This is a genomic window from Aliinostoc maniaoense (assembly GCF_058172895.1).
Map to the genome: position 1 here is coordinate 342,455 of NZ_CP187952.1, position 20,201 is coordinate 362,655.

Genomic DNA, 20,201 nt, shown 5'->3' on the forward strand with positions numbered 1-20,201 from the left:
ATCCTGATGTGGCAAGTTGCAGATGTTTACTTAAGTAGAACAGGGGAAGTAATTAAAGGTTTGTATTAAGAACTTTAGTTAGCAAATAAGGACTAAAGCCCTTACTACGAACTCAATCTTGGTTTTTTAGATTAGTTAACATAGTCTATTTTTCTCAACTCGTTTTACTGAATTTACTTAATTTTTTTCTTACTGGTCACTAGGCGAGAAATGAGGCTAACACACAAAACTAAGCCAAGTAAAATAATGGAGGTTGTCCAGACTAGTTGGTTTCTTTCTGGGTTCGGGTCATTGTATAGATTAAATATTAATACTGGTAGGGAAGCTGTGGGGCTGATTAATCCGGCTGACCAGTCTAAACTAAATAAGGCAGTAAAAATTAGTGGTGCTGTTTCACCTGCGGCGCGAGCTACGGCAAGTAAAACACCTGTAGTAATTGCAGGTATAGCGGCTGTAACAACTATGCGAAAAGTCGTTTGAAAACGTGTTCCTCCTAAAGCAGCAGAGGCCAGACGTTGGTCTATGGGAATTAATTTTAAGGCTTCTTCTGTGGTGAGGACAATAATAGGCAGCATGATTGTGGCTAAGGCAAAACCACCTGCGATCGCACTAAATTTCTTAGTTAATAACACTATCACACCATAGGCAAATATTCCCACGACAATAGAAGGCACGCCAGTCAAAATACTGGTAATAAAACGAACGAACCGAGCATAACGATTGGTTTTTCCAAACTCCGCTAGAAATATTCCTGTAAATAAGCCAACGGGAATACTCAAAACTGAACCAATAGCTACAACTGTGATTGTTCCTAAAATAGCATTACCAAATCCGTTATCAATTACCGATTTAGTAAACAATTCTATTTTGATGCCGCCGATGCCTCTAGCAATAATTTCCCACAAAATTGATACTAAGGGAATTAATGCTAAACCTGCGAACCCAAAAGCAATTACATTCATGGCGTAAGTGAATAATAGCCTGAATGTTGGTAGAGGGCTATATAATTCTTGTGCTAATAATTTATCTATTTCAGAATTTTGATAGTTCGTCATATGTTTACGTAACGTTAAAATTTCATGTCAACGATAGCTATTTATTTTTATTACTAAACCACTGCACTAATAATCTAGCAGCAATATTTACGGCTAAAGTTAAACCAAATAAAATTAATCCTAAATAACTTAAAGCTCCAATGTGTAAACCTGGTTGTGCTTCAGCAAATTCATTGGCGAGTACAGAAGGAATTGTATAACCTGGATCAAGTAAAGATAAGCTAATTTGGGCAGAGTTACCAATTACCATAGTTACGGCCATTGTCTCACCTAACGCACGTCCTAACGCCAGCATTGATGCACTGACAATTCCTGAAAATCCCGCAGGTAACAACACTCGAAAAATAGTTTCCCAACGGGTGCTACCCAAAGCCATAGATGCAGTACGTAATTCTTTTGGTATAGCTAGTAATACATCACGGGTAATGGCGGCCATTGTGGGTAAAATCATAATCGCTAAAATTATCCCGGCGGTGAGCATATTTGTGCCGATGGGGAAATCTGATTTAAAAAGTGGTATCCAAGCCAAGTTAGTTGATAACCATTTTTGTAAAGGTTCAATAACAGGAATAAAAGTAAAAACACCCCACAAGCCAATAATTACGCTAGGAATAGCAGCGATCAATTCTACGACAAATGCTAATGTAGTTTTAACTGATCCTGGGAGAAAGTTTTCGCTCGTAACTAAGGCTACTGCTATACCAACCGGGAAAGCAATTAAAATAGCGATCGCACTACTTACTAAAGTTCCATAAATATAGGGTAAAGCTCCAAAGGTTTCATTACTGACATCCCACTCTTGACTCCACAAAAAACCTATACCAAATGTGCCAATCGCTGGTTTAGCTTCATGGAAAATAATCCAACTCATCACAAATAAGACTGCGACTGTGATGATGGCAAATATATAGACTAGCCAAGTAAAACCTTGATTTAACCAAAAATTGCTGCCGTCATTAGCGATCAATTCTACAATAGGATTATCTGAATTTACTTCTCTGGAAAAATTATTATTTTGGTCTGAAAAATTTGCCATAGATATCAATTATTAAATCATCAAACTAATAATTGTTATATTAATGAGAGTGGATTATTTATCCACCCTCATACCATCGAACAAGCAATTATGGTTTAACAGTGCTGTTGACTGTTTGTAATACTCGGTTAGCTACATCAGCAGGGATTCTGGTGTAGTTTAGATCATCATTAAATTGTTGACCATCTCTCAACACCCAATTAATCCATTTTTTAACGGCTTCAGATTTAGCTGCGTTAGGGTAATTTTTGTAAATCATCATCCAAGTCAGGCCAACAATTGGATAACCTTGTCCTGGATCTCCTACAAATACACGATAATTGTCTGGAAAAGTTACAGCTGACAAAGCAGCGTTTGCAGTTTGTAAAGAAGGTGCAACAAATTCCCCTCTCTTGTTTTGTAGTTGTGCTGATCTTAGCTTGTTAGCGACAGCATAGGAATATTCAACATATCCGATAGAGCCAGGAGTACGAGCAACTATACCAGCTACACCAGGATTACCTTTACCTCTGAGAACATTTGGTAAAGTCCATTTCGGTGCAGTACTAGCTCCGATTCTGCCTTTAAAAAATGGGTTGATGCTGCTTAAATGGTTGGTAAAAATGAAAGTTGTACCGCTACTATCAGCACGGACAACAAATCTAATTGGTTGATTTGGTAAGTTGACACCAGGGTTGTCAGCTTTGATTTTTGGGTCGCTCCAATTGGTAATTTGACCAGCAAAAATTGCTGGTAGTGTAGTGCGGGATAATCTGAGATTATTCACTCCCGGAACATTGTAAACTACAGAAACTGCACCGCCTGCTGTGGGAACTAAGATAGTACCTCTTTTCACTTTAGCTATTTCACTATCTTTCATCGCTGCATCACTACCACCAAAATCAACGGTTTCAGCAGTGAATTGGCGAATACCACCACCACTACCAATTCCTTGGTAGTTAATTTTCAACTCTGGATGCTTCTTTCTCACTTCACGAGCATATCTTTCATAGAGTGGAGCGGGAAAAGTTGCGCCTGCACCATTGAGAGTTTGAGCTTGAGCGGTGGCTGTAAAAATAGGACTAACTGCAACAGCAGATGCTAAAACTGCGGTGCTAAATACACGCTGAAAAACGGTGGTTGAAAAAACCATATTACCTCGTAATCAAAGGAATATTTGCTGCTTAAATCAAAGCCTCCATTAAGGTACATTTTTTGTTTTTAATTTAGATTAACAAAAGGTAAAGCAGTATTTAAAATGTATTTAAATTGAGCTTATAGCTAATATCTCTGATTGATGACTAAATCAATTTTTATTTATGATCTGAATAATCGGAAATAAAGAGTACATAAAACTTAATTAATAATTTATTTTTTTTGTAATCATAAACATAAGTTTCATGAATTTATGGTAAATTCAAGGAAACAAATGAGTAATGAGTTATGAGTAATGAGTAATGAGTTATGAGTTATGAGTAATAAGTTATGAGTTATGAGTAAATACCCATGACTTCTTACTTGTTACTTCAAGAACACGAAAAATAACTTTTCCTACTGCAAATTTTACTCAGCGAGGAAAGGAAAGGATTGTACCTGAATTTTTAACCCCTGAAAAGGTACAAAGTTAACACCCTAGCGTGTGACACTGTGAAAGTATGACACCCAGCAAAGCTTGCGGTGCGTTACGGCTTACGCCTAACACACCCTACTAGCTACTATATGCAATTAATCAAAAGTCAATTTGAATACATTTAATTTAGGTTTATTTTGTGTTTTCAAATTGTTAATAATTACTTAAAAAGTCATTAAATTAAAATATTTTTTATTTCTAGTATTGTCTATCATAAAAAGTGTAAATCACAATTTTCTGGAGACAATATGCCCAAACGAATCATGACCAAGTTAAATACCTGGTTCAACAGAGAAACAATTGTTACTAATTTAGAAGTTTTTCAAGATATTATTATTATTTCTCTGTGTGTGGGCTTGTTTTGTGTGATGCTCATCCGTCTAGGAGATATGTTTTTATCTTTTTTACACCCATTAGATTTACGGGAAGTAACATCTGATATTTTGTTTATTTTGATTTTGGTAGAGTTATTCCGCTTATTAATTGATTATTTACAAACACAAAAAATTTCAGTAGGAGCAGCCGCAGAAATTACTATAGTTTCTGCTTTGAGGGAAGTAATTCTGCGGGGTGTACTAGAAATTTCCCGTGATCAAATTTTCGGTATTTCCATATTTTTGTTAGTGTTAACAGGTATTCTTATAGCTTTACCTTGGATATCTCGCTTTTTTGATCATGTCAGAATTGTTAGCCCAGAAATATCAGCCGATGATACAGAATTGTTGTCAGAAACTGCGATAACTGCCAAGTAGTGAAACTGCAAGGGAGAAAAGCTACCCATAAGGGATGAGGTTTCAAGCAAGAAATCTTTTCTTTCATCCCTAAACTGCATCCCTTTATGGGTGCAGTCAATCTAAAATCCAAAATCTAAAATTACGTGAGTTCGACAAATTTAAAAAACCCCTCTCCATAGCTTGCTTCTCGTAGAGTACCTCTCCCCTCTAAGGCTTCAAAACCTTTATTTTTAGTTGATGTTGTTGAATTTCATTCAATATATTTAAGCCCCTCTCCGCGTCGGAGCGAAAAGTCTGTAGCTTGCTTCCCGCAGGGTGCGGAGGTTTCCTCCGTACATAACTTTTCAAGAGAGAGGGGTTGGGGAGAGGCCAGTCCCTAAGTTTAATTTGTGAAAAAATCTCACTATATGTAGTGTCGTGTCACCCCACTACATATCTGTGCAAAAATTAAATATGATTTTGATATTTAACTTAAGTATTTATACTAAAATTGTAAGTAATAATAGTTTATTAAACTTTTCAAGGTCATCCACACTTACAGGAATAATCAATTACTATAACTATTTAACCGTCATGACAAAAAAACAATGAACCAAGTTTTGATTAATGACACTACATTACGCGATGGTGAGCAAGCGGCTAGTGTTGCTTTTAACATAGAAGAAAAAATAGCGATCGCCACATTTCTTGATACCATCGGTGTTGATGAAATTGAAGTAGGGATTCCAGCTATGGGCAAGGGAGAACAAAACGCCATAGCAGCAATCTCTGAATTGGGTTTACAAGCCAAGTTATTGGGTTGGAATCGGGCTGTAATTGCCGATATTCAAGCTTCCATAGCTTGTGGGTTACAACGAGTACATATATCCATTCCCGTATCTCCAATCCAAATTAACGCCAAATTTCAAGGAAAATGGCAATTAGTACTAGAAAAACTCAAAGATAGTATCAATTTCGCCCTAGATCAAGGATTATTTGTTTCCGTAGGGGGAGAAGATTCTTCCAGAGCCGAAGACAATTTTCTTTTAGATGTAGTGCTGTCTGCTCAAGCCTGGGGTGCATCACGGTTTCGCTATTGTGATACAGTAGGCATTCTCGAACCGTTTACAACTTACACCAAAATCAAGCAACTAGTAACATCTTTGACTATCCCCATAGAAATGCACACTCACAATGATTTTGGTTTGGCAACCGCTAACGCCCTAGCTGGTATCAAAGCAGGTGCTTTATCAGTAAATACTACCGTTAATGGTTTAGGCGAAAGGGCTGGCAATGCAGCTTTAGAAGAAGTTGTGATGGCTCTGAAACATTTATATCACTATGATTTAAATATTGACACACGACGATTAATAGAAATCTCCCGACTGGTAGCATCCGCATCCGGTTATGATTTACCCCCCTGGAAAGCCGTAGTAGGAGACAACAACTTTGCCCATGAATCAGGTATTCATGCTCACGGGGTACTACAAAACCCCAGCACTTACGAACCATTTGCACCAGAAGAATTAGGTACTTCCCGACGTTTAGTAATTGGGAAGCATTCTGGTAGACATCTATTATCTAGCGTATTGGAGCAATACGGCATCATTCTCAACCCTGAAGAAACTCAATCTGTTTTAGACGCAGTACGAGAACAATCAGTCCAAAAAAAACGTAGTTTGACTACACAAGAACTTTTATATTTAGTTCAAAGACAACAACAATCGCAACTTTGTTGATTGACAAATCTAAAAAAACGAAAATTGAGTTCGTAGTAAGGACTTTAGTCCTTATTTGTTCGCGGAGCGTCTGTCTACGACACGCTATGCGAACGGAGAGAGAACTAAAGTTCTCACTACAAACCTTGAATTATTTACCCTATTCTACTTAATTTTGAATTTTGTAGGCGCAAGTTTTTTCCTAGAGTATTTTGAATTGGAGCAAAGCGACTTGACTAACGAAACTAATCTCACTACCCTCACAGCTTTAGCATATATTCCATATATTGATGAAAATGGCCAATTACCTGAATATTTACAGGGCAAAATTGGAGTATATGCCATCTTTAATCAGGAAAAAAATCTGCAATTTGTTGGTTACTCTCGTGATGTTTACTTAAGTTTAAGACAGCATTTAGTCCGCCAACCCCAACAATGTTATTGGGTAAAAGTACAAACTATTGAGCGTCCTAGCCGGACAATTTTAGAAAATATTGAACAGGCTTGGATAGCTGAAAATGGTAGTCTCCCTGTAGGCAATGGAGAACAAAAAAGCTCATGGACACAGCCTATTGATGTGCAAAAATTTATGACACCAGAAGAAGAGGCTAATTATCAAAAACCCACTAATGATGAAATCGCTCAGACGAAAATCATTAAAAATGCAGCTAGAAGATTAGAAACAGAAATTCTAGCGGCTTTAGAATTGCGGGGTTTAAAAACCCAAATTCGCTTTAATCCTAAGTTAAAAGAAACAGGATTATTGGATTTAAAATAATTCGTAATTCGTAATTCGTAATTCGTAATTCGTAATTCGTAATTCCGCTACGCGGAAGCAAGCTACCTAAAGTATGAGTATACAAATGTTAAACGATCGCTATCAAGTGATTCGCACATTGGGGGCTGGGGGTTTTGGCGAAACTTATCTGGCGGAAGATAGTTATATGCCGTCTAAACGGCGGTGTGTGGTGAAACAACTCAGGCCAATTCACCACAATTCCCAGATTTATCAGTTAGTGCAAGAACGATTTCAAAGAGAAGCGGCTATCTTAGAAGAACTAGGGGGAAAAAATGACCAAATACCTTCATTATATGCCTATTTCTCTGCGGATGGGCAATTTTATTTAGTACAAGAGTGGATTGAAGGGGATACGCTCACAGCTAAAGTGCAACAGCAAGGGCGATTAAATGAGAATGCAGTCTATGAAATATTGCTGAATGTCTTACCTGTTTTGGATTATGTCCATTCTCAAAAAATTGTCCACCGTGATATCAAGCCTGATAATATCATGGTGCGTCATCGAGATGGGAAACCTGTATTAATTGACTTTGGCGCAGTGCGGGAATCTATGGGAACAGTGGTAAACTCTCAAGGTCATCCTACCAGTTCCATTGTGATTGGCACACCTGGGTATATGCCCAGTGAGCAAGCCGCAGGGAGGCCAGTTTATTCTAGTGATTTATATAGTTTAGGGCTGACAGCAATTTATTTGTTGACAGGAATGCAGCCACAACAATTAGAGACAGACTCCCAAACCGGTGAACTGATTTGGCGTAATTATTTAGGGAATATTAACCCCATTTTAGCCAGTGTAATTGATCGGGCGATCGCCTACCATCCCCGCGATCGCTTCCCCACTGCCAAAGCTATGCTAGAGGCTTTGCAAAGTCTAGCCAACACCATCCCACCCACACAAGCAGTAACAAAACCCTTTGCAGATATCCCCGTTACACAACCAGTAGCCACCACCCCCACACCTGACACTATTCCGGTGACTACTCAACCGTCAACTTCCAGTAATAATCAGAATGCTATTGTTATCGGTAGTTTAATTGCAGGCGGTTTAATAGGTGGTTCTGTAATTATTAGTCAGGTGTTAACAAAATCACCGCAACCATCATCCAACCAAAATATCACCTCTTCAGTCACACCCCAAATTACTCCAACTCCTACCTCTGTTACAACACCTGTAGCTGTATCACCTACCCCAGAAACTCCTCCATCTCAAATACCTCCGCCATTAGCACCACCATTACAACAGCCAGAGTTACCTACAACTACTAACAATTATGCTTGGCTATCTCAAAGGCCTGTCACCGATGCAGATTTAGATGGTAAAACCGGCTTTGAACTAGATATTATGCGAAATACCATTTTCGCTGTTCATGGCCGCCGCTTTAACAATCCTGGTATCCAAAATTACTTTAATCAACAGCCTTGGTATCGTCCTTTATACTCACCAAATAAATTTCCAGGCAACTTACTTTCAAGACTAGAACAGGATAATGCAGCTTATATCGCTAGATATCAAGACCGTAATAACTTAAGATATTTTAAGAAATAACTTCTAGTCCATATGTAGTTACAAGTAATTAGATCAACCTGATTACCTATGATGGGTTTTGCTCATCAGTATTTTTAGTGACAATTTTTAAAACGAAAAATTATCCTGTCTCTAACTTATGGAAACGCTGCTAGATAATCGCTATCGGGTAATTCAGACTTTGGGTGATGGTGGATTTGGAGAAACATTCTTGGCGGAAGATACCCAAATGCCATCTCTCCGTCGCTGTGTGGTGAAACAACTCAAACCCATACACCATAACCCGCAAATTTACCAACTCGTACAGGAACGTTTTCAAAGAGAAGCGGCAATTTTAGAAGAATTGGGGAGTTATACAGACCAAATACCTACATTATACGCTTATTTTCAATCGAATGGGCAATTTTATGTAATTCAAGAGTGGGTGCAAGGAGATACCCTCACCGCCAAGTTTCGCCAACAGGGTGTATTTACTGAAAGCGCAGTTAAAGAAATTCTCGTAAATTTATTACCCGTTTTAGAGTACGTCCATTCCAAGCGGATTATTCACCGGGATATTAAACCAGATAACATTATTTTGCGTCATCGGGATGGGAAACCTGTACTGATTGATTTTGGTGCAGTACGGGAATCTATGGGTACAGTCGTTAATTCTCAAGGGTTACCTACCAGTTCCATTGTCATTGGTACACCCGGCTATATGCCCAGTGAACAAGCCGCAGGTAGACCAATGTATTGCAGTGATATATATAGTTTAGGCATGACAGCAATATATTTGCTCACAGGGAAACAACCCCAGGAATTAGAGGCAGATCCTAGAACTGGGGAACTTATGTGGCGTAAACACGCTTTAAGTGTAACTCCTACATTAGCAGGTGTAATCGATCGCGCGATCGCCTACCACCCCAGAGAACGTTTCACCACCGCAAGAGAAATGTTACAAGCCTTGCAACTCGGTGCAGCTACCTTTCCCCCCAGCGTAGAAAAACCCCAAAACACCCCTGAACCAACAATTTCTTTTAGTCCAGGTGCTGCTTCTCAACCGCCAAATCAAAGTAATAGCAAACAAAATATTTTTGTGGCTAGTTTAATTGGTGGTGGTTTGATTGGTGCAGCCGCAATTATTGGTGTGGCTATCAACAACAACCAACAACAATCAATAGTTAACAACTCTACAACCGAATCTACTCCAGAATCTACACCTGAATCAACCCCTACTCCCAGCCCACCAACCCCAACCCCTACTACTGAAACGCAGACATCAACATCAACGGAGAAACCTTATTTGGGTATTCAGATGGTGACAGTAACACCAGAAGTTAGAGAAAAAATAAATAAAGAATTTGGTGATAAGATTAACCTTACATCAAATTATGGAGTTTTAGTGCTGAGGATTGTGCCTCGTTCTCCAGCCGCTACTGGGGGATTACGAGCAGGTGATGTGATTCGCAGTATTAATAATCAACCTGTCACCACAAACGAAGAAGCACTAAAATTAATAGGACAAACTACAATAGACAGCCTTGTACCCATCGAAGTAGAACGTAATGGGCAACTTCTCCAAGTTACGGTGACTCCCACAATAGTACCATCACCGAAAGTAACTATCCAAAATTACTACGGACATATCAATGAGGGTGAATATCAAACTGCCTGGACTTATTTATCAGAAGAAAATCAAAATAATACCGGTTTCAATTCATTTAGAGATTGGTGGCAACAAGTCAAATATGCAGAGATTCAACAACTGACTAGTCAAGAATTAAGTAACGACACAGCAACTGTAGATGTTCAACTTTCTTACACCACAACATCAGGCAGAAATATCTCTCAATCTCTGCGTTTCTTTTTAAAGAGAGAAACATCATCTCCACTATGGCTGATTGATAAAACAGAAAGGCTCTAATACCGTTTCTTGATGTAGCTTGCCTGGCGTAGCCATAGATGCACTTTATTCTGTACTGTAGAGACGTTGCATGCAACGTCTCTACATCATTTATTTGGCGCAACTTCATAGAGAATTGGTATAAAAAGGGTGTGGGGTTTGGGGTATCGCCATCCATGAATCTATTCATTGATTTCATTAGCGATCGCATCAACAGTAAAATTAGAAATACAAAGCAGACAATTAAATTAAATGCAATGAGTATTATACTAACGCCAGAACAAGAAAAATTCATCCAAGCCAAGCTGCAAACGGGTAAATATCGTAATGCCCAAGAATTGTTAGCAGTTGCTTTCAGATTACTTGATGAATACGAACAAGCTGATGCTGAGTGGATAAACTCCGTGTGAACGAAAATAGATGCAGCAATCGCCACTAGCGAACAGACTGCACCTATCGACGGGAAAACTTTCGTTAACCAAATTCTTAATCAATTTCAAGGCGTTGCATGAGTCAATTCAACTAGGAGAGATAAATTCGTTAAGCTGGGCTAACGCATTATTGCAATTTGGTATAGTCAACCACTAAAAATGAGTTAAAGTATACACCAAACACGTTGTCTTGACTGACACCAACTTATGGAAACGCTGCTAGAAAATCGCTATCGAGTCATTCAAACTTTGGGTAGTGGTGGATTTGGGGAAACATTCTTGGCGGAAGATACCCAAATGCCATCTCACCGGCGTTGTGTAGTCAAACTACTCAAACCTATACATAATAATCCGCAAATTTACCAACTCGTACAAGAGCGTTTTCAAAGAGAAGCGGCAATTTTAGAAGAATTGGGCAACTATACAGACCAAATACCTACATTATACGCTTATTTTCAATCTAATGAGCAATTTTATCTTATCCAAGAGTGGGTAGAAGGAGATACCCTCACAGCTAAATTTCGTAAACAAGCTATATTTAGCGAAACCCTAGTTAAAGAAATTCTCGTAAATTTATTACCCGTTTTAGAGTACGTCCATTCTAAGCGGATTATTCACCGCGATATTAAACCCGATAACATTATTTTGCGTCATCGAGATGGCAAACCTGTGCTGATTGATTTCGGTGCAGTACGGGAATCTATGGGTACAGTAGTTAATTCCGAAGGTAATACTACCAGTTCCATTGTGATTGGCACACCCGGCTATATGCCTAGTGAACAAGCCGCAGGTAGACCCATCTATTCCAGTGATATATATAGTTTAGGGATGACAGCAATATATTTGCTGACAGGGAAACAACCCCAAGAATTAGAAACAGATCCCAAAACAGGGGAAATTATGTGGCGCACATATGCCTTGAGTGTAACTCCTACATTAGCAGGTGTAATTGATCGCGCGATCGCCTACCATCCCAGAGAACGTTTCACCACCGCCAGGGAAATGTTAGAAGCCTTACAACTCGGTGCAGTCAACTTCCCACCAACAGTCCCCTATCAACACCCACAACCCCCCACAGTCCCCTATCAGCAACCACAACCCCCTACCGTTCCCTATCAACAACCACAAATAGCTACAGTACCACCGCCTGGGACATTACCTAACACCTTTGCTGTCAGTCCAGGATCTTCCCCTTCTCCTCAACCTGTCAATCAAAAAAATGGTAATCGGGGTGTAGTGGTTGGTAGTTTAATTGCCGGAGGTTTAATTGGTGCATCTGTCTTAATTGGTCTTGCCTTAACTAGACCAAATACCACAGTAACACCATCAACAACATCTACTACTGACTCTACAACCAACAACAACACCAACACAAATGTAGAACCCACAGCACCCCAACCACCTGAAACAACCACAAATCAGCAAACAACCCAAAATACCCCACCACCTGCTGAAACCACCGAACCAGAAGATACATCATCTGAGACTACCGAAGTTAATCAACCTTCACCAGAAGAAGCGATCGACAATTATTATGCAACCATCAATCAAGGTGAATATCAAACTGCCTGGAATCTTTTATCTCCTAGTTTTCAAAATAGCAGCCTGCACCCCCAAGGCTATACTTCTTATGTAAATTGGTGGACACAGGTAGAGAGCGTTACAGTTGAGGAAAGTAGTTTAATAGCATCTGATGCAGCAACAGCTACAGTTAGTAGTCGGTTAACATATTTGATGAAATCTGGTAGACAATCTTCTTCTTCTTTGCGATTTTCTCTATTATGGGATGGGGAGAATAGTAGATGGCTAATCAATGGTGCTAAGTAGTAGCAGCAGGAAAAATATTGAGTAATGAGTAATGAGTAATGAGTAATGAGTTTCGCTTGATGTGAATAGGAATTATGTAACTGGCATATTTTGAATTTTGAATTGATTCATGTAGGGTTTGTGACGCTGCGAAACGATTTGAACGTAGTAATTAAGACTTATAGCGTCACGCACCTACCATTGATTTTGACACTTGCGTAAATGGTGAATTAGAAACGCCTCTTATCCCACAAAGGTTTCAAGACTCACTCACAATCATAGTTTTGTCAATACCTACAGACTTGCAATGGTTTCAATACTTAATTCACATTAAACGTGAGTAATAAGTTATGAGTAATACCCATTACTTATTACTTATTACTTATACCGTTTCTTGATGTAGCTTGCCTGGCGTAGCTATAGATGCACTTTATTCTGTAGTGTAGAGACGTTGCATGCAACGTCTCTACATCATTTATTTGGCGCAACTTCATAGAGAATTGGTATTATTACTTATTACTTAAAAAATGTCCTTGCGTTTTTGTAAATAAAACGTCACTGTCAAATAAACAATAGTATGCAAGCACAAAACGCCCCAATTTAAACTTAAATTAGACCATGTATTTTCATAAATAGATGTGGGTTCAAATGGTTGGGGAGCAGGAAGATTATCAGGAACTAGACCATTCAAATTAACTAAAGTACCATAAGCTCCCACAGACCAACGACTGAGCATTAACCAAGAAACTATTCGAGCCGCACCTTCCATTTTAAATAAAACACCAGAAAATATAATTTGCGGTAGCAATAACAGTGGTAAAGCACTATTAGCTTGACTAATATTTTTCACAAAACTGGAAACTAATAAACCTAAACTAATGCTAGTTATGAGGGTGAGAAATGTGGTAATTGCTAATCCTAATTGCCAGGAAATTAAATCAGGTTCTGGTGATTGAAAACAAATCAAAATTACGACTGCGATTAATAAAGTTTGCAGAATTGCTAAACCTGAAAGAATGACTACTTTAGAACTGAGATAAGCGAATAAACCTAAATTAACTAATCGTTCCCGCAGGTAAATTGCTGCTTCTTTGACTATTTCTTGTAATGAGCTAGAAAGTCCTACCCATAATGCTGCACAAGTAAAAATAAATAACACCCGCAAGGCTAAAGGTGCAAGGGTAGGATCGGGTGGTTGTGCTAATATTAAGGGTTCTTTTTCTCCAATGGCGAGAGTCATTAAACTAATGCCGATGGGTGCGGTTAGCAATGCTAAAGCCAGATTAACGCGATCGCGCATTTGAATTTGCAAGTAACGTTGCGCTAAAATCTGAAACTGTCCCCAAAAGGAAGTGCGAGAACCCTGAGAGTTAATTAAATTTGGCTGTGGGGTTTGATTTCCAGGACTGAGATGATTTTCAATATAAAACCGATAATCATCTGATGCGTGAAATTTCATCGCCTGATCAATGACATTTTCAGGGTTTTCTAGCTGATTATAGATATCTGCAAAATCCTCTCTGACACCAAAAAATTGCAAACATTCATCAGGAGGGCCAAAATAACATAACCGTCCTCCTTGTCCTAAAAATACCACGCGATCGCATAGTTTAATATTAGCTGTGGCATGAGTCACTAAAACCACTGTCCGCCCTTGATCTGCTAATTTCCGCAATAATTGCATCATCTTCTTATCTAAACCAGGATCAAGTCCTGAAGTCGGTTCATCTAAGAAAAACAACTTGGGATCAGCTAATAATTCCACCCCAATACTCACCCGCTTTCTTTGTCCCCCGCTCAATTGCGATACCTTAGCCTGGCGACGGTGGGACATTTCCACATCTTGTAAAGTCTTTGCCACCACATTCGCCACATCCGTATCTGGTGGTAATCGCAACTTAGCCGCATAAGTCAGCACTTCTTCCACCGTCAATTCTTGGTGAATAATGTCATCCTGTGGAACATAACCTATATGGGTGCGGTAAAGGTGAAAATTATGGCGCAGGTTTTCACCATTGAGGTAAACTATACCTTGAGTGGGTTGCTCAATTCCCAACAGGGTACGCATCAAAGTAGACTTACCCGCACCACTGCCACCCACCAAAGCGACAAACTGTCCGGGTTCAATAGCAACAGAGATATCATCTAAGCGTCGCTTGTCTTGATCTTGAATTACTAAATCGCAAGCATCTAAACGAATTTGATTACCTTGATCAAGAAATTGTAATTCATCACCGCGCAATACTAAACTAAATGGCCCGATGCGAATGATTGCGCCTGGGTTGAGGATAATACTGTGGTTAACTCGTTGCCCATTCACAAACACCCCATTGGTACTATGATCACGCAGAATGTAACGTCCTTGAGAATCAGTTTCAATGGTGGCATGACGACGGGAAACTGTGGGCGCGTCTAAAGGTAAAGTAGAATTGCCATCTCTTCCCAGTAAAATAGACTTGTTTTTCAGCGAAATTCCTTGGAAAATGGGCGCAGGATTAACTACTGGATTAGCTGGATTGTAGTATTTCAACACCACCATATTTTGGGGATTTTGACCAATGGTGATTTCTGTGCCGTGTGTGAGATAATGCCCAGAATCAGAAGTGATGCGGATGCGGTTAATATACAGCCCGTTAGTACTAGGCTTTTGACCATCCCCATCATAAATGCGGTAGTCTTGGCCATCTTTATATAACAAAGCTTGACATCGTCCCACAACTTGCCAATCTTCCGGGACAACTAAATCTGCTATTGATTGTTCCCGCCCAATTATATGCTGTTGCTTGTTCAGTTCAAACTGTAATATGTTGCCTTGCTTTTCTAGCCTTAAATATGGGTTCGTAATCACACCGATTTTATTTGTATTCATAGAATAAAAGTTTTGTATAATTTTCTTGATTTATAGATAAATATATGTTTTTCGGCAAATTTTCACAAACTCTTGTACTGATTTATAAAAGTATATATTCGGAGTTAGATGTATTCAATTATGCTATAGTAAATTTAATTTAAAAATTATAATAATTATGCAAACACCTACATTATTAAATCATCGCTACCGGGTGATTCGAGTACTGGGTTCTGGTGGATTTGGCGAAACATTTTTAGCAGAAGATACCCAAATGCCGTCCGGGAAGAGATGCGTAATTAAAAAGCTCAAGCCAGTAGAGAATAACCAACAGATTTATCAATTAGTGCAAGAAAGGTTTCAAAGAGAAGCCGCCATATTAGAAGAACTGGGGGATGGATGCAATCAGATTCCCAAGCTATATGCTTATTTTTTAGAAAACGATGACTTTTTTCTAGTCCAGGAATATATAGAAGGAGAAACTCTACAACAAAAAGTACAGCAACAAGGGCTTTTAAGTGAAAGTTCAGTCAGAGAAATTTTAAGTAATATTCTGCCGGTGCTGGATTACGTCCACAATAAACGCATCGTGCATCGAGATATCAAGCCAGAAAATATTTTAATTCGCCATACTGATGGCAAACCCGTATTGATTGACTTTGGTGCAGTCAAAGAAACAATGGGAACAGTCATGACATCTGCGGGTGAATCGAGTCGCTCAATAGTGATTGGCACACCTGGATTTATGCCTAGTGAACAATCAGCCGGCAGGCCATTATTTGCCAGTGATTTGTATAGTTTGGGGTTAACAGCTATTTATTTGCTGACTGGTAAAATACCCCAACAATTTGAAACTGATCCGGCGACGGGTGATTTAATTTGGCGCAACCATGCTTTAAGTATTAGTCCTAGTTTTGCCGCATTGTTAGATAAAGCGATCGCCTATCATCCCCGCGATCGCTTTTCTAGTGCCAGAGAAATGCTACAGTCCTTACAGCAGGGTGTCACCCCAATTGCTCCCACCATCCCCGTATCAAACCCCACCATAGTTTCTGCACCACCCGCATATGTACAGCCGCAGCAAACAGTAGTCTCTGCACCACCCGCAGCAGTCCCATATCAACAGCCTGTTTATTCTCAACCACCAGCACCAGTTAATAAAGGAATGAGTGACTGGCAAAAAGCAGTTATCATTGGCGGGGTAATTGGCGCGTGTGTAATTGGTGGTTTATGGATCACCAGACCATCAGAAAAATCCACTACTAATACATCCAATACAAATACGTCCACTACAAATACGGTAGAAACAACCACTTCGCCTACAACAGAGACATCCGTAACTACTCCACCAATCACTACACGGACACCAGAACCTACTCAAATCATTGAACCATCTCCATTGCCAACTTCATCAATTACACAACAAGAAGCTGTCGCTTTAATTAGAAATTGGCAAGCCGCTAAAAGAGTTTTATTTGCACCACCTTATGATCGCCAACGAGGTGCTGAGTTAACCACAGGTGAAGCCTATAGAAAAAATATTGGGACAGGCAGTTCAGTCGAATGGTTAGAAAATAATAATTCTTATTACAGATATGGCGTACAGAGAATAGATTCTGTACAGAGATTTGTAGCCAATGGCAATCAAGCAACCATCGAAGTAATTACCACTGAAGATCGTAAATTGTATCGCAATGGTAGATTAATCAATGATGGAAATACAGCTTTTGAGACGACACTAGTCCGCTATTCCTTACAAAAGGAGAATGGCATATTAAAAATAGCTGACTACTCCACCGTACCCTAAAATTAACTACTACTGATTAATCCATTAAATTTAAATAGATGAAAAACACCGCGAGAAAAATTTCACCAGCATTATTTGGCATGACTTTAATTTGTTTTTTCTTGCCATTTACCAAAATTTCTTGTCAACAACAGGAAATTTTGAATTTAACTGGTGTGCAGTTAGCAACAGGTACAAGTATTAAACAGCCTCGCTTCACAGGAGGAAGCCAAGAAAAAAAAATCCCAGGAGAACCTTTAGCAATGCTGGCGATGGCCTCTACTGTTGTTGGCTTTGCTACTAGTTTAATGAAAGCCAAAAAAAGTGCGATCGCACCAGCAGGTTCTGGAGCAATTGGCTTTATTCTATTGTTAATGCTCAAGTCTAAAATTGATGATTCTATCCTCAGAGAAGGGCAAGGTTTGATAGTAGTTAGTTACGGGTTAGGATTTTGGCTAGCATTTTTACTTTTTGTTTCTGCAACTGTCATCAATATTTACAGCCTTGTGCCAGACAAAACAGAAGAAAATCCTCAAGAATAAACATTTGACTTATAAGAAGGTCTAACTTGTGCCGGAAAATCCCCATAGCAAACAACGTCATCAAAGTATTACTCAACTGCAAGCAGATTTAGCCCATGCCTATGAGGTAATTAACCAACAGCAGGAATATATCAATCAACTTGAAGAACAATTATCTAGACATCCACAAAAAACCCTCAAGACAAATATTTCTGCTGCACATTCAAATAAATCAGCTTATCCATCAGGTCAAACTAAAACACGCTATCAGGTAAAAAAAAGAGTGTTACCTTATCACAAAAAATCGGGTAAATTGTCTCAATTACAGTTTACCACTATAGTAGCTGTTGTTGTCCTATTTATCACTTTAATAGGTTCTGCACTCATGCGGAGACCAAGTTCTAATACATCGCAACCGACTACAGATAAAGCCGCAAATTCATCAAAATCAGCCACATCATTTCCAACTGCACCACCTTTAGCAAATATTCCTGAAATTGCAACTAATCCTGTAAGTGTGCCGCCTATAGCATCAGTCAATTCAGAATTATCAGAATCAGTATATAATATTCAAACTCCCCCCAATTTCCGCAAAAGCAAAGTTTTGCAATCTATTGTTGATGATGTTGTCAATCTTGCTGTGACTAAAGGACTACCAAAAAAACCCTTATCCATTACATTAATTAATGTCAAGACTGGCGAATATGCAGAATATCAACAAAAAACGCCGAGGTTTCCCGCCAGTGTAATTAAAATGTTTTGGATGGTGTATTTATATCAGCAAATTCAAAATGGTAGGGCTAATGAAACAGTATTTTCACCGTACATAGATGCAATGGTGAAAAAATCTGATAATAACGCTGCTAGTGTAATTATAGATGCAGTTACTGAAACTCAATCTTCTCTCAAAAGTTTAAAAGACGATGAATATAAAGATTGGTTGAAAAAACGCCAACAACTCAATACTTTTTTCCAAAAAGCTGGTTATAAAGATATCAATATTACCCAAAAAACTTATCCCATAACTGATCAAAAAATCTATGAACCCCAAGGTGCTGATCTAAGAATGAGAGGCGATCCAAAATCACCAATTCGCAATAAAATTACAACTCAACAAGCAGCTAGACTTTTGTATGAAATTTACACTGATCAAGCTATATCTCAATATTATAGTCAAAAAATGGCTAGCTGGTTATCAATAGATGCTCCTACCAGAATTGAGAAAAGAGAACAGCAAGATCCTAATGTGTTTAACCCAGTCAGGGGATATTTTAGCGAGTCCCTGCCTACAGATGCTTACATTGGTTCTAAAGCAGGTTGGACTTCTGGATCTCGTCAAGAAGCCGCATATATAGCAACAAGGAATGGAGCTACATATATTTTAGTTGTATTTGCTGAAGATCGTGCCTATGCCTACGATTGGAAAATCTTCCCCAAGATATCAGAACTAGTACTTAAACGCATGACAAATACTAACTAAAAAATTGAATTTAACCAAAAATAATTAAAAGTTTGTAGTAAGGACTTTAGTCCTTTTTTTATTACCAGTTTCCACACAATTTTCTATTACTACATATTAGAAATACTACTCCATGCGTAGAGACTCAATCTTTTACAAACTCTTTCAACAATCACCTACACTGTTATTTCAATTACTAGCAACACCGCCAAGTAATGCAGATGCTTACCGATTTGATTCAGTAGCCGTCAAAGAACCGAGATTTGAAATTGATGGTGTGTTTCTGCCACCAGAAAATCAAGGTGCAGGAGTGGTATATTTTTGTGAAGTCCAATTCCAAACAGACGAACAACTTTACGAGCGAGTATTTGCCGAGTCTTCACTATATTTTTACCGTAACTGTTCCAGATTTAGCGATTGGCAAGCAGTAATTATTTATCCGTCACGCGCCATCGAACAAAGCAAAACGCATCCCCATCGTTCATTACTGAATGGCGAACAAGTCCATCGAGTGTATTTAGATGAATTGGGGGATATTCGTCAATTACCCGTATGGGTAGCACTGATGCTACTGACAACTATAGAAGAAAGTCAAGCACCAGAAGAAGCTAGGTATTTGTTAACAAGAACTCGCCAAGAAGTAACCGAGCCAGCAAACCGCGCCATAATAGAGATGATTATCACAATTATGGTGTACAAGTTTGAGCAATTAAGCAGAATGGAGGTAGAGTCTATGCTGGGAATCACACTCAAAGAAACAAGAGTTTATAGAGAAATTAAAGAAGAAGGGCGAGAAGAAGGAAGAGAAGAAGCAACAATTAACCTCATCATCCGACAGATAACTAAGCGGTTTGGTGAACTGTCTGGAGAAATGCGTGCTGCAATTACTAATTTACCTTTACCTGTGCTGGAAGATTTAAGCGAAGCATTGTTAGATTTTACAAGCTTAAGTGATTTGCAGGCTTGGTTAGAGAACACCAGATATTAAAAACTGAACTTCGTTCAAGCTT

Annotated in this window: 15 protein-coding genes; 11 read left to right on the forward strand and 4 right to left on the reverse strand. The window is 38.9% G+C overall.

Going from position 1 to position 20,201, the window contains the following annotated elements; all coding sequences use genetic code 11:
* Positions 1-173: 173 nt before the first annotated feature.
* From pstA to pstS, 3 genes are all read right to left on the reverse strand, one after another.
* Positions 174-1,055 carry a phosphate ABC transporter permease PstA gene (pstA, locus tag ACPZ3T_RS01465; RefSeq protein ID WP_490273218.1) on the reverse strand — a complete coding sequence of 294 codons (882 nt, stop codon included), beginning with the start codon at positions 1,053-1,055 and terminating at the stop codon, positions 174-176.
* A gap of 37 nt (positions 1,056-1,092) precedes the next feature.
* Complete coding sequence (pstC, locus tag ACPZ3T_RS01470; RefSeq protein WP_490273219.1) at positions 1,093-2,091, reverse strand: phosphate ABC transporter permease subunit PstC; 999 nt, start codon at positions 2,089-2,091, stop codon at positions 1,093-1,095.
* 88 nt (positions 2,092-2,179) lie between these two features.
* Positions 2,180-3,223: a phosphate ABC transporter substrate-binding protein PstS gene (gene pstS, locus ACPZ3T_RS01475; protein WP_490273220.1), complete on the reverse strand. Its 1,044-nt coding sequence runs from the start codon at positions 3,221-3,223 to the stop codon at positions 2,180-2,182.
* Positions 3,224-3,948: 725 nt separating this feature from the next.
* Between pstS and ACPZ3T_RS01480 the strand changes: the two genes are divergently transcribed.
* The 7 genes from ACPZ3T_RS01480 (at position 3,949) to ACPZ3T_RS01510 (ending at position 12,598) form a co-directional block, all read left to right on the forward strand.
* Entirely contained in the window at positions 3,949-4,452 is a 504-nt protein-coding gene (locus tag ACPZ3T_RS01480; RefSeq protein ID WP_490273221.1) for a phosphate-starvation-inducible PsiE family protein, read from the forward strand.
* Between the two features lie 569 nt (positions 4,453-5,021).
* The gene (gene nifV / locus ACPZ3T_RS01485) at positions 5,022-6,152 is read left to right on the forward strand and encodes a homocitrate synthase (RefSeq protein WP_490273222.1); all 1,131 of its coding nucleotides are present in this window, start codon (positions 5,022-5,024) and stop codon (positions 6,150-6,152) included.
* 211 nt (positions 6,153-6,363) lie between these two features.
* Positions 6,364-6,909 (forward strand): GIY-YIG nuclease family protein, encoded by a 546-nt coding sequence (locus ACPZ3T_RS01490; protein WP_490273223.1) that lies wholly within the window; start codon positions 6,364-6,366, stop codon positions 6,907-6,909.
* Positions 6,910-6,982: 73 nt separating this feature from the next.
* A complete protein-coding gene (locus ACPZ3T_RS01495) occupies positions 6,983-8,476 on the forward strand; it encodes a protein kinase domain-containing protein (RefSeq protein ID WP_490273224.1) in 1,494 nt (497 codons plus the stop codon).
* 118 nt (positions 8,477-8,594) lie between these two features.
* Complete coding sequence (locus tag ACPZ3T_RS01500; RefSeq protein WP_490273225.1) at positions 8,595-10,361, forward strand: protein kinase domain-containing protein; 1,767 nt, start codon at positions 8,595-8,597, stop codon at positions 10,359-10,361.
* Positions 10,362-10,516: 155 nt separating this feature from the next.
* On the forward strand, positions 10,517-10,750 hold the full coding sequence (locus tag ACPZ3T_RS01505) for a ribbon-helix-helix domain-containing protein (RefSeq protein ID WP_490273226.1): 234 nt from the start codon (positions 10,517-10,519) through the stop codon (positions 10,748-10,750).
* A gap of 228 nt (positions 10,751-10,978) precedes the next feature.
* Positions 10,979-12,598, forward strand: a complete 1,620-nt coding sequence (locus ACPZ3T_RS01510) for a protein kinase domain-containing protein (protein WP_490273227.1) — start codon at positions 10,979-10,981, stop codon at positions 12,596-12,598.
* A 499-nt stretch (positions 12,599-13,097) separates the two neighbouring features.
* Here the strand turns inward: ACPZ3T_RS01510 and ACPZ3T_RS01515 are convergent, their stop codons facing one another.
* Complete coding sequence (locus ACPZ3T_RS01515) at positions 13,098-15,446, reverse strand: ATP-binding cassette domain-containing protein (protein WP_490273228.1); 2,349 nt, start codon at positions 15,444-15,446, stop codon at positions 13,098-13,100.
* 157 nt (positions 15,447-15,603) lie between these two features.
* Here ACPZ3T_RS01515 and ACPZ3T_RS01520 point away from each other — a divergent pair, with 157 nt between their 5' ends.
* From ACPZ3T_RS01520 to ACPZ3T_RS01535, 4 genes are all read left to right on the forward strand, one after another.
* Positions 15,604-17,232, forward strand: a complete 1,629-nt coding sequence (locus ACPZ3T_RS01520; protein ID WP_490273229.1) for a protein kinase domain-containing protein — start codon at positions 15,604-15,606, stop codon at positions 17,230-17,232.
* A gap of 38 nt (positions 17,233-17,270) precedes the next feature.
* A complete protein-coding gene (locus ACPZ3T_RS01525) occupies positions 17,271-17,753 on the forward strand; it encodes a hypothetical protein (RefSeq protein WP_490273230.1) in 483 nt (160 codons plus the stop codon).
* A gap of 28 nt (positions 17,754-17,781) precedes the next feature.
* On the forward strand, positions 17,782-19,212 hold the full coding sequence (locus ACPZ3T_RS01530) for a serine hydrolase (protein ID WP_490273231.1): 1,431 nt from the start codon (positions 17,782-17,784) through the stop codon (positions 19,210-19,212).
* A gap of 112 nt (positions 19,213-19,324) precedes the next feature.
* The gene (locus tag ACPZ3T_RS01535) at positions 19,325-20,179 is read left to right on the forward strand and encodes an Rpn family recombination-promoting nuclease/putative transposase (RefSeq protein ID WP_490273233.1); all 855 of its coding nucleotides are present in this window, start codon (positions 19,325-19,327) and stop codon (positions 20,177-20,179) included.
* Positions 20,180-20,201 lie beyond the last annotated feature (22 nt).

Excerpts from the sequence above, each read along its gene's own strand:
- pstA (WP_490273218.1), bottom strand. The coding sequence starts at position 1,055 with ATGACGAACTATCAAAATTCTGAAATAGATAAATTATTAGCACAAGAA.
- pstC (WP_490273219.1), bottom strand. The coding sequence starts at position 2,091 with ATGGCAAATTTTTCAGACCAAAATAATAATTTTTCCAGAGAAGTAAAT.
- pstS (WP_490273220.1), bottom strand. The coding sequence starts at position 3,223 with ATGGTTTTTTCAACCACCGTTTTTCAGCGTGTATTTAGCACCGCAGTT.
- ACPZ3T_RS01480 (WP_490273221.1), top strand. The coding sequence starts at position 3,949 with ATGCCCAAACGAATCATGACCAAGTTAAATACCTGGTTCAACAGAGAA.
- nifV (WP_490273222.1), top strand. The coding sequence starts at position 5,022 with ATGAACCAAGTTTTGATTAATGACACTACATTACGCGATGGTGAGCAA.
- ACPZ3T_RS01495 (WP_490273224.1), top strand. The coding sequence starts at position 6,983 with ATGAGTATACAAATGTTAAACGATCGCTATCAAGTGATTCGCACATTG.
- ACPZ3T_RS01500 (WP_490273225.1), top strand. The coding sequence starts at position 8,595 with ATGGAAACGCTGCTAGATAATCGCTATCGGGTAATTCAGACTTTGGGT.
- ACPZ3T_RS01505 (WP_490273226.1), top strand. The coding sequence starts at position 10,517 with ATGAATCTATTCATTGATTTCATTAGCGATCGCATCAACAGTAAAATT.
- ACPZ3T_RS01510 (WP_490273227.1), top strand. The coding sequence starts at position 10,979 with ATGGAAACGCTGCTAGAAAATCGCTATCGAGTCATTCAAACTTTGGGT.
- ACPZ3T_RS01515 (WP_490273228.1), bottom strand. The coding sequence starts at position 15,446 with ATGAATACAAATAAAATCGGTGTGATTACGAACCCATATTTAAGGCTA.
- ACPZ3T_RS01520 (WP_490273229.1), top strand. The coding sequence starts at position 15,604 with ATGCAAACACCTACATTATTAAATCATCGCTACCGGGTGATTCGAGTA.
- ACPZ3T_RS01525 (WP_490273230.1), top strand. The coding sequence starts at position 17,271 with ATGAAAAACACCGCGAGAAAAATTTCACCAGCATTATTTGGCATGACT.
- ACPZ3T_RS01535 (WP_490273233.1), top strand. The coding sequence starts at position 19,325 with ATGCGTAGAGACTCAATCTTTTACAAACTCTTTCAACAATCACCTACA.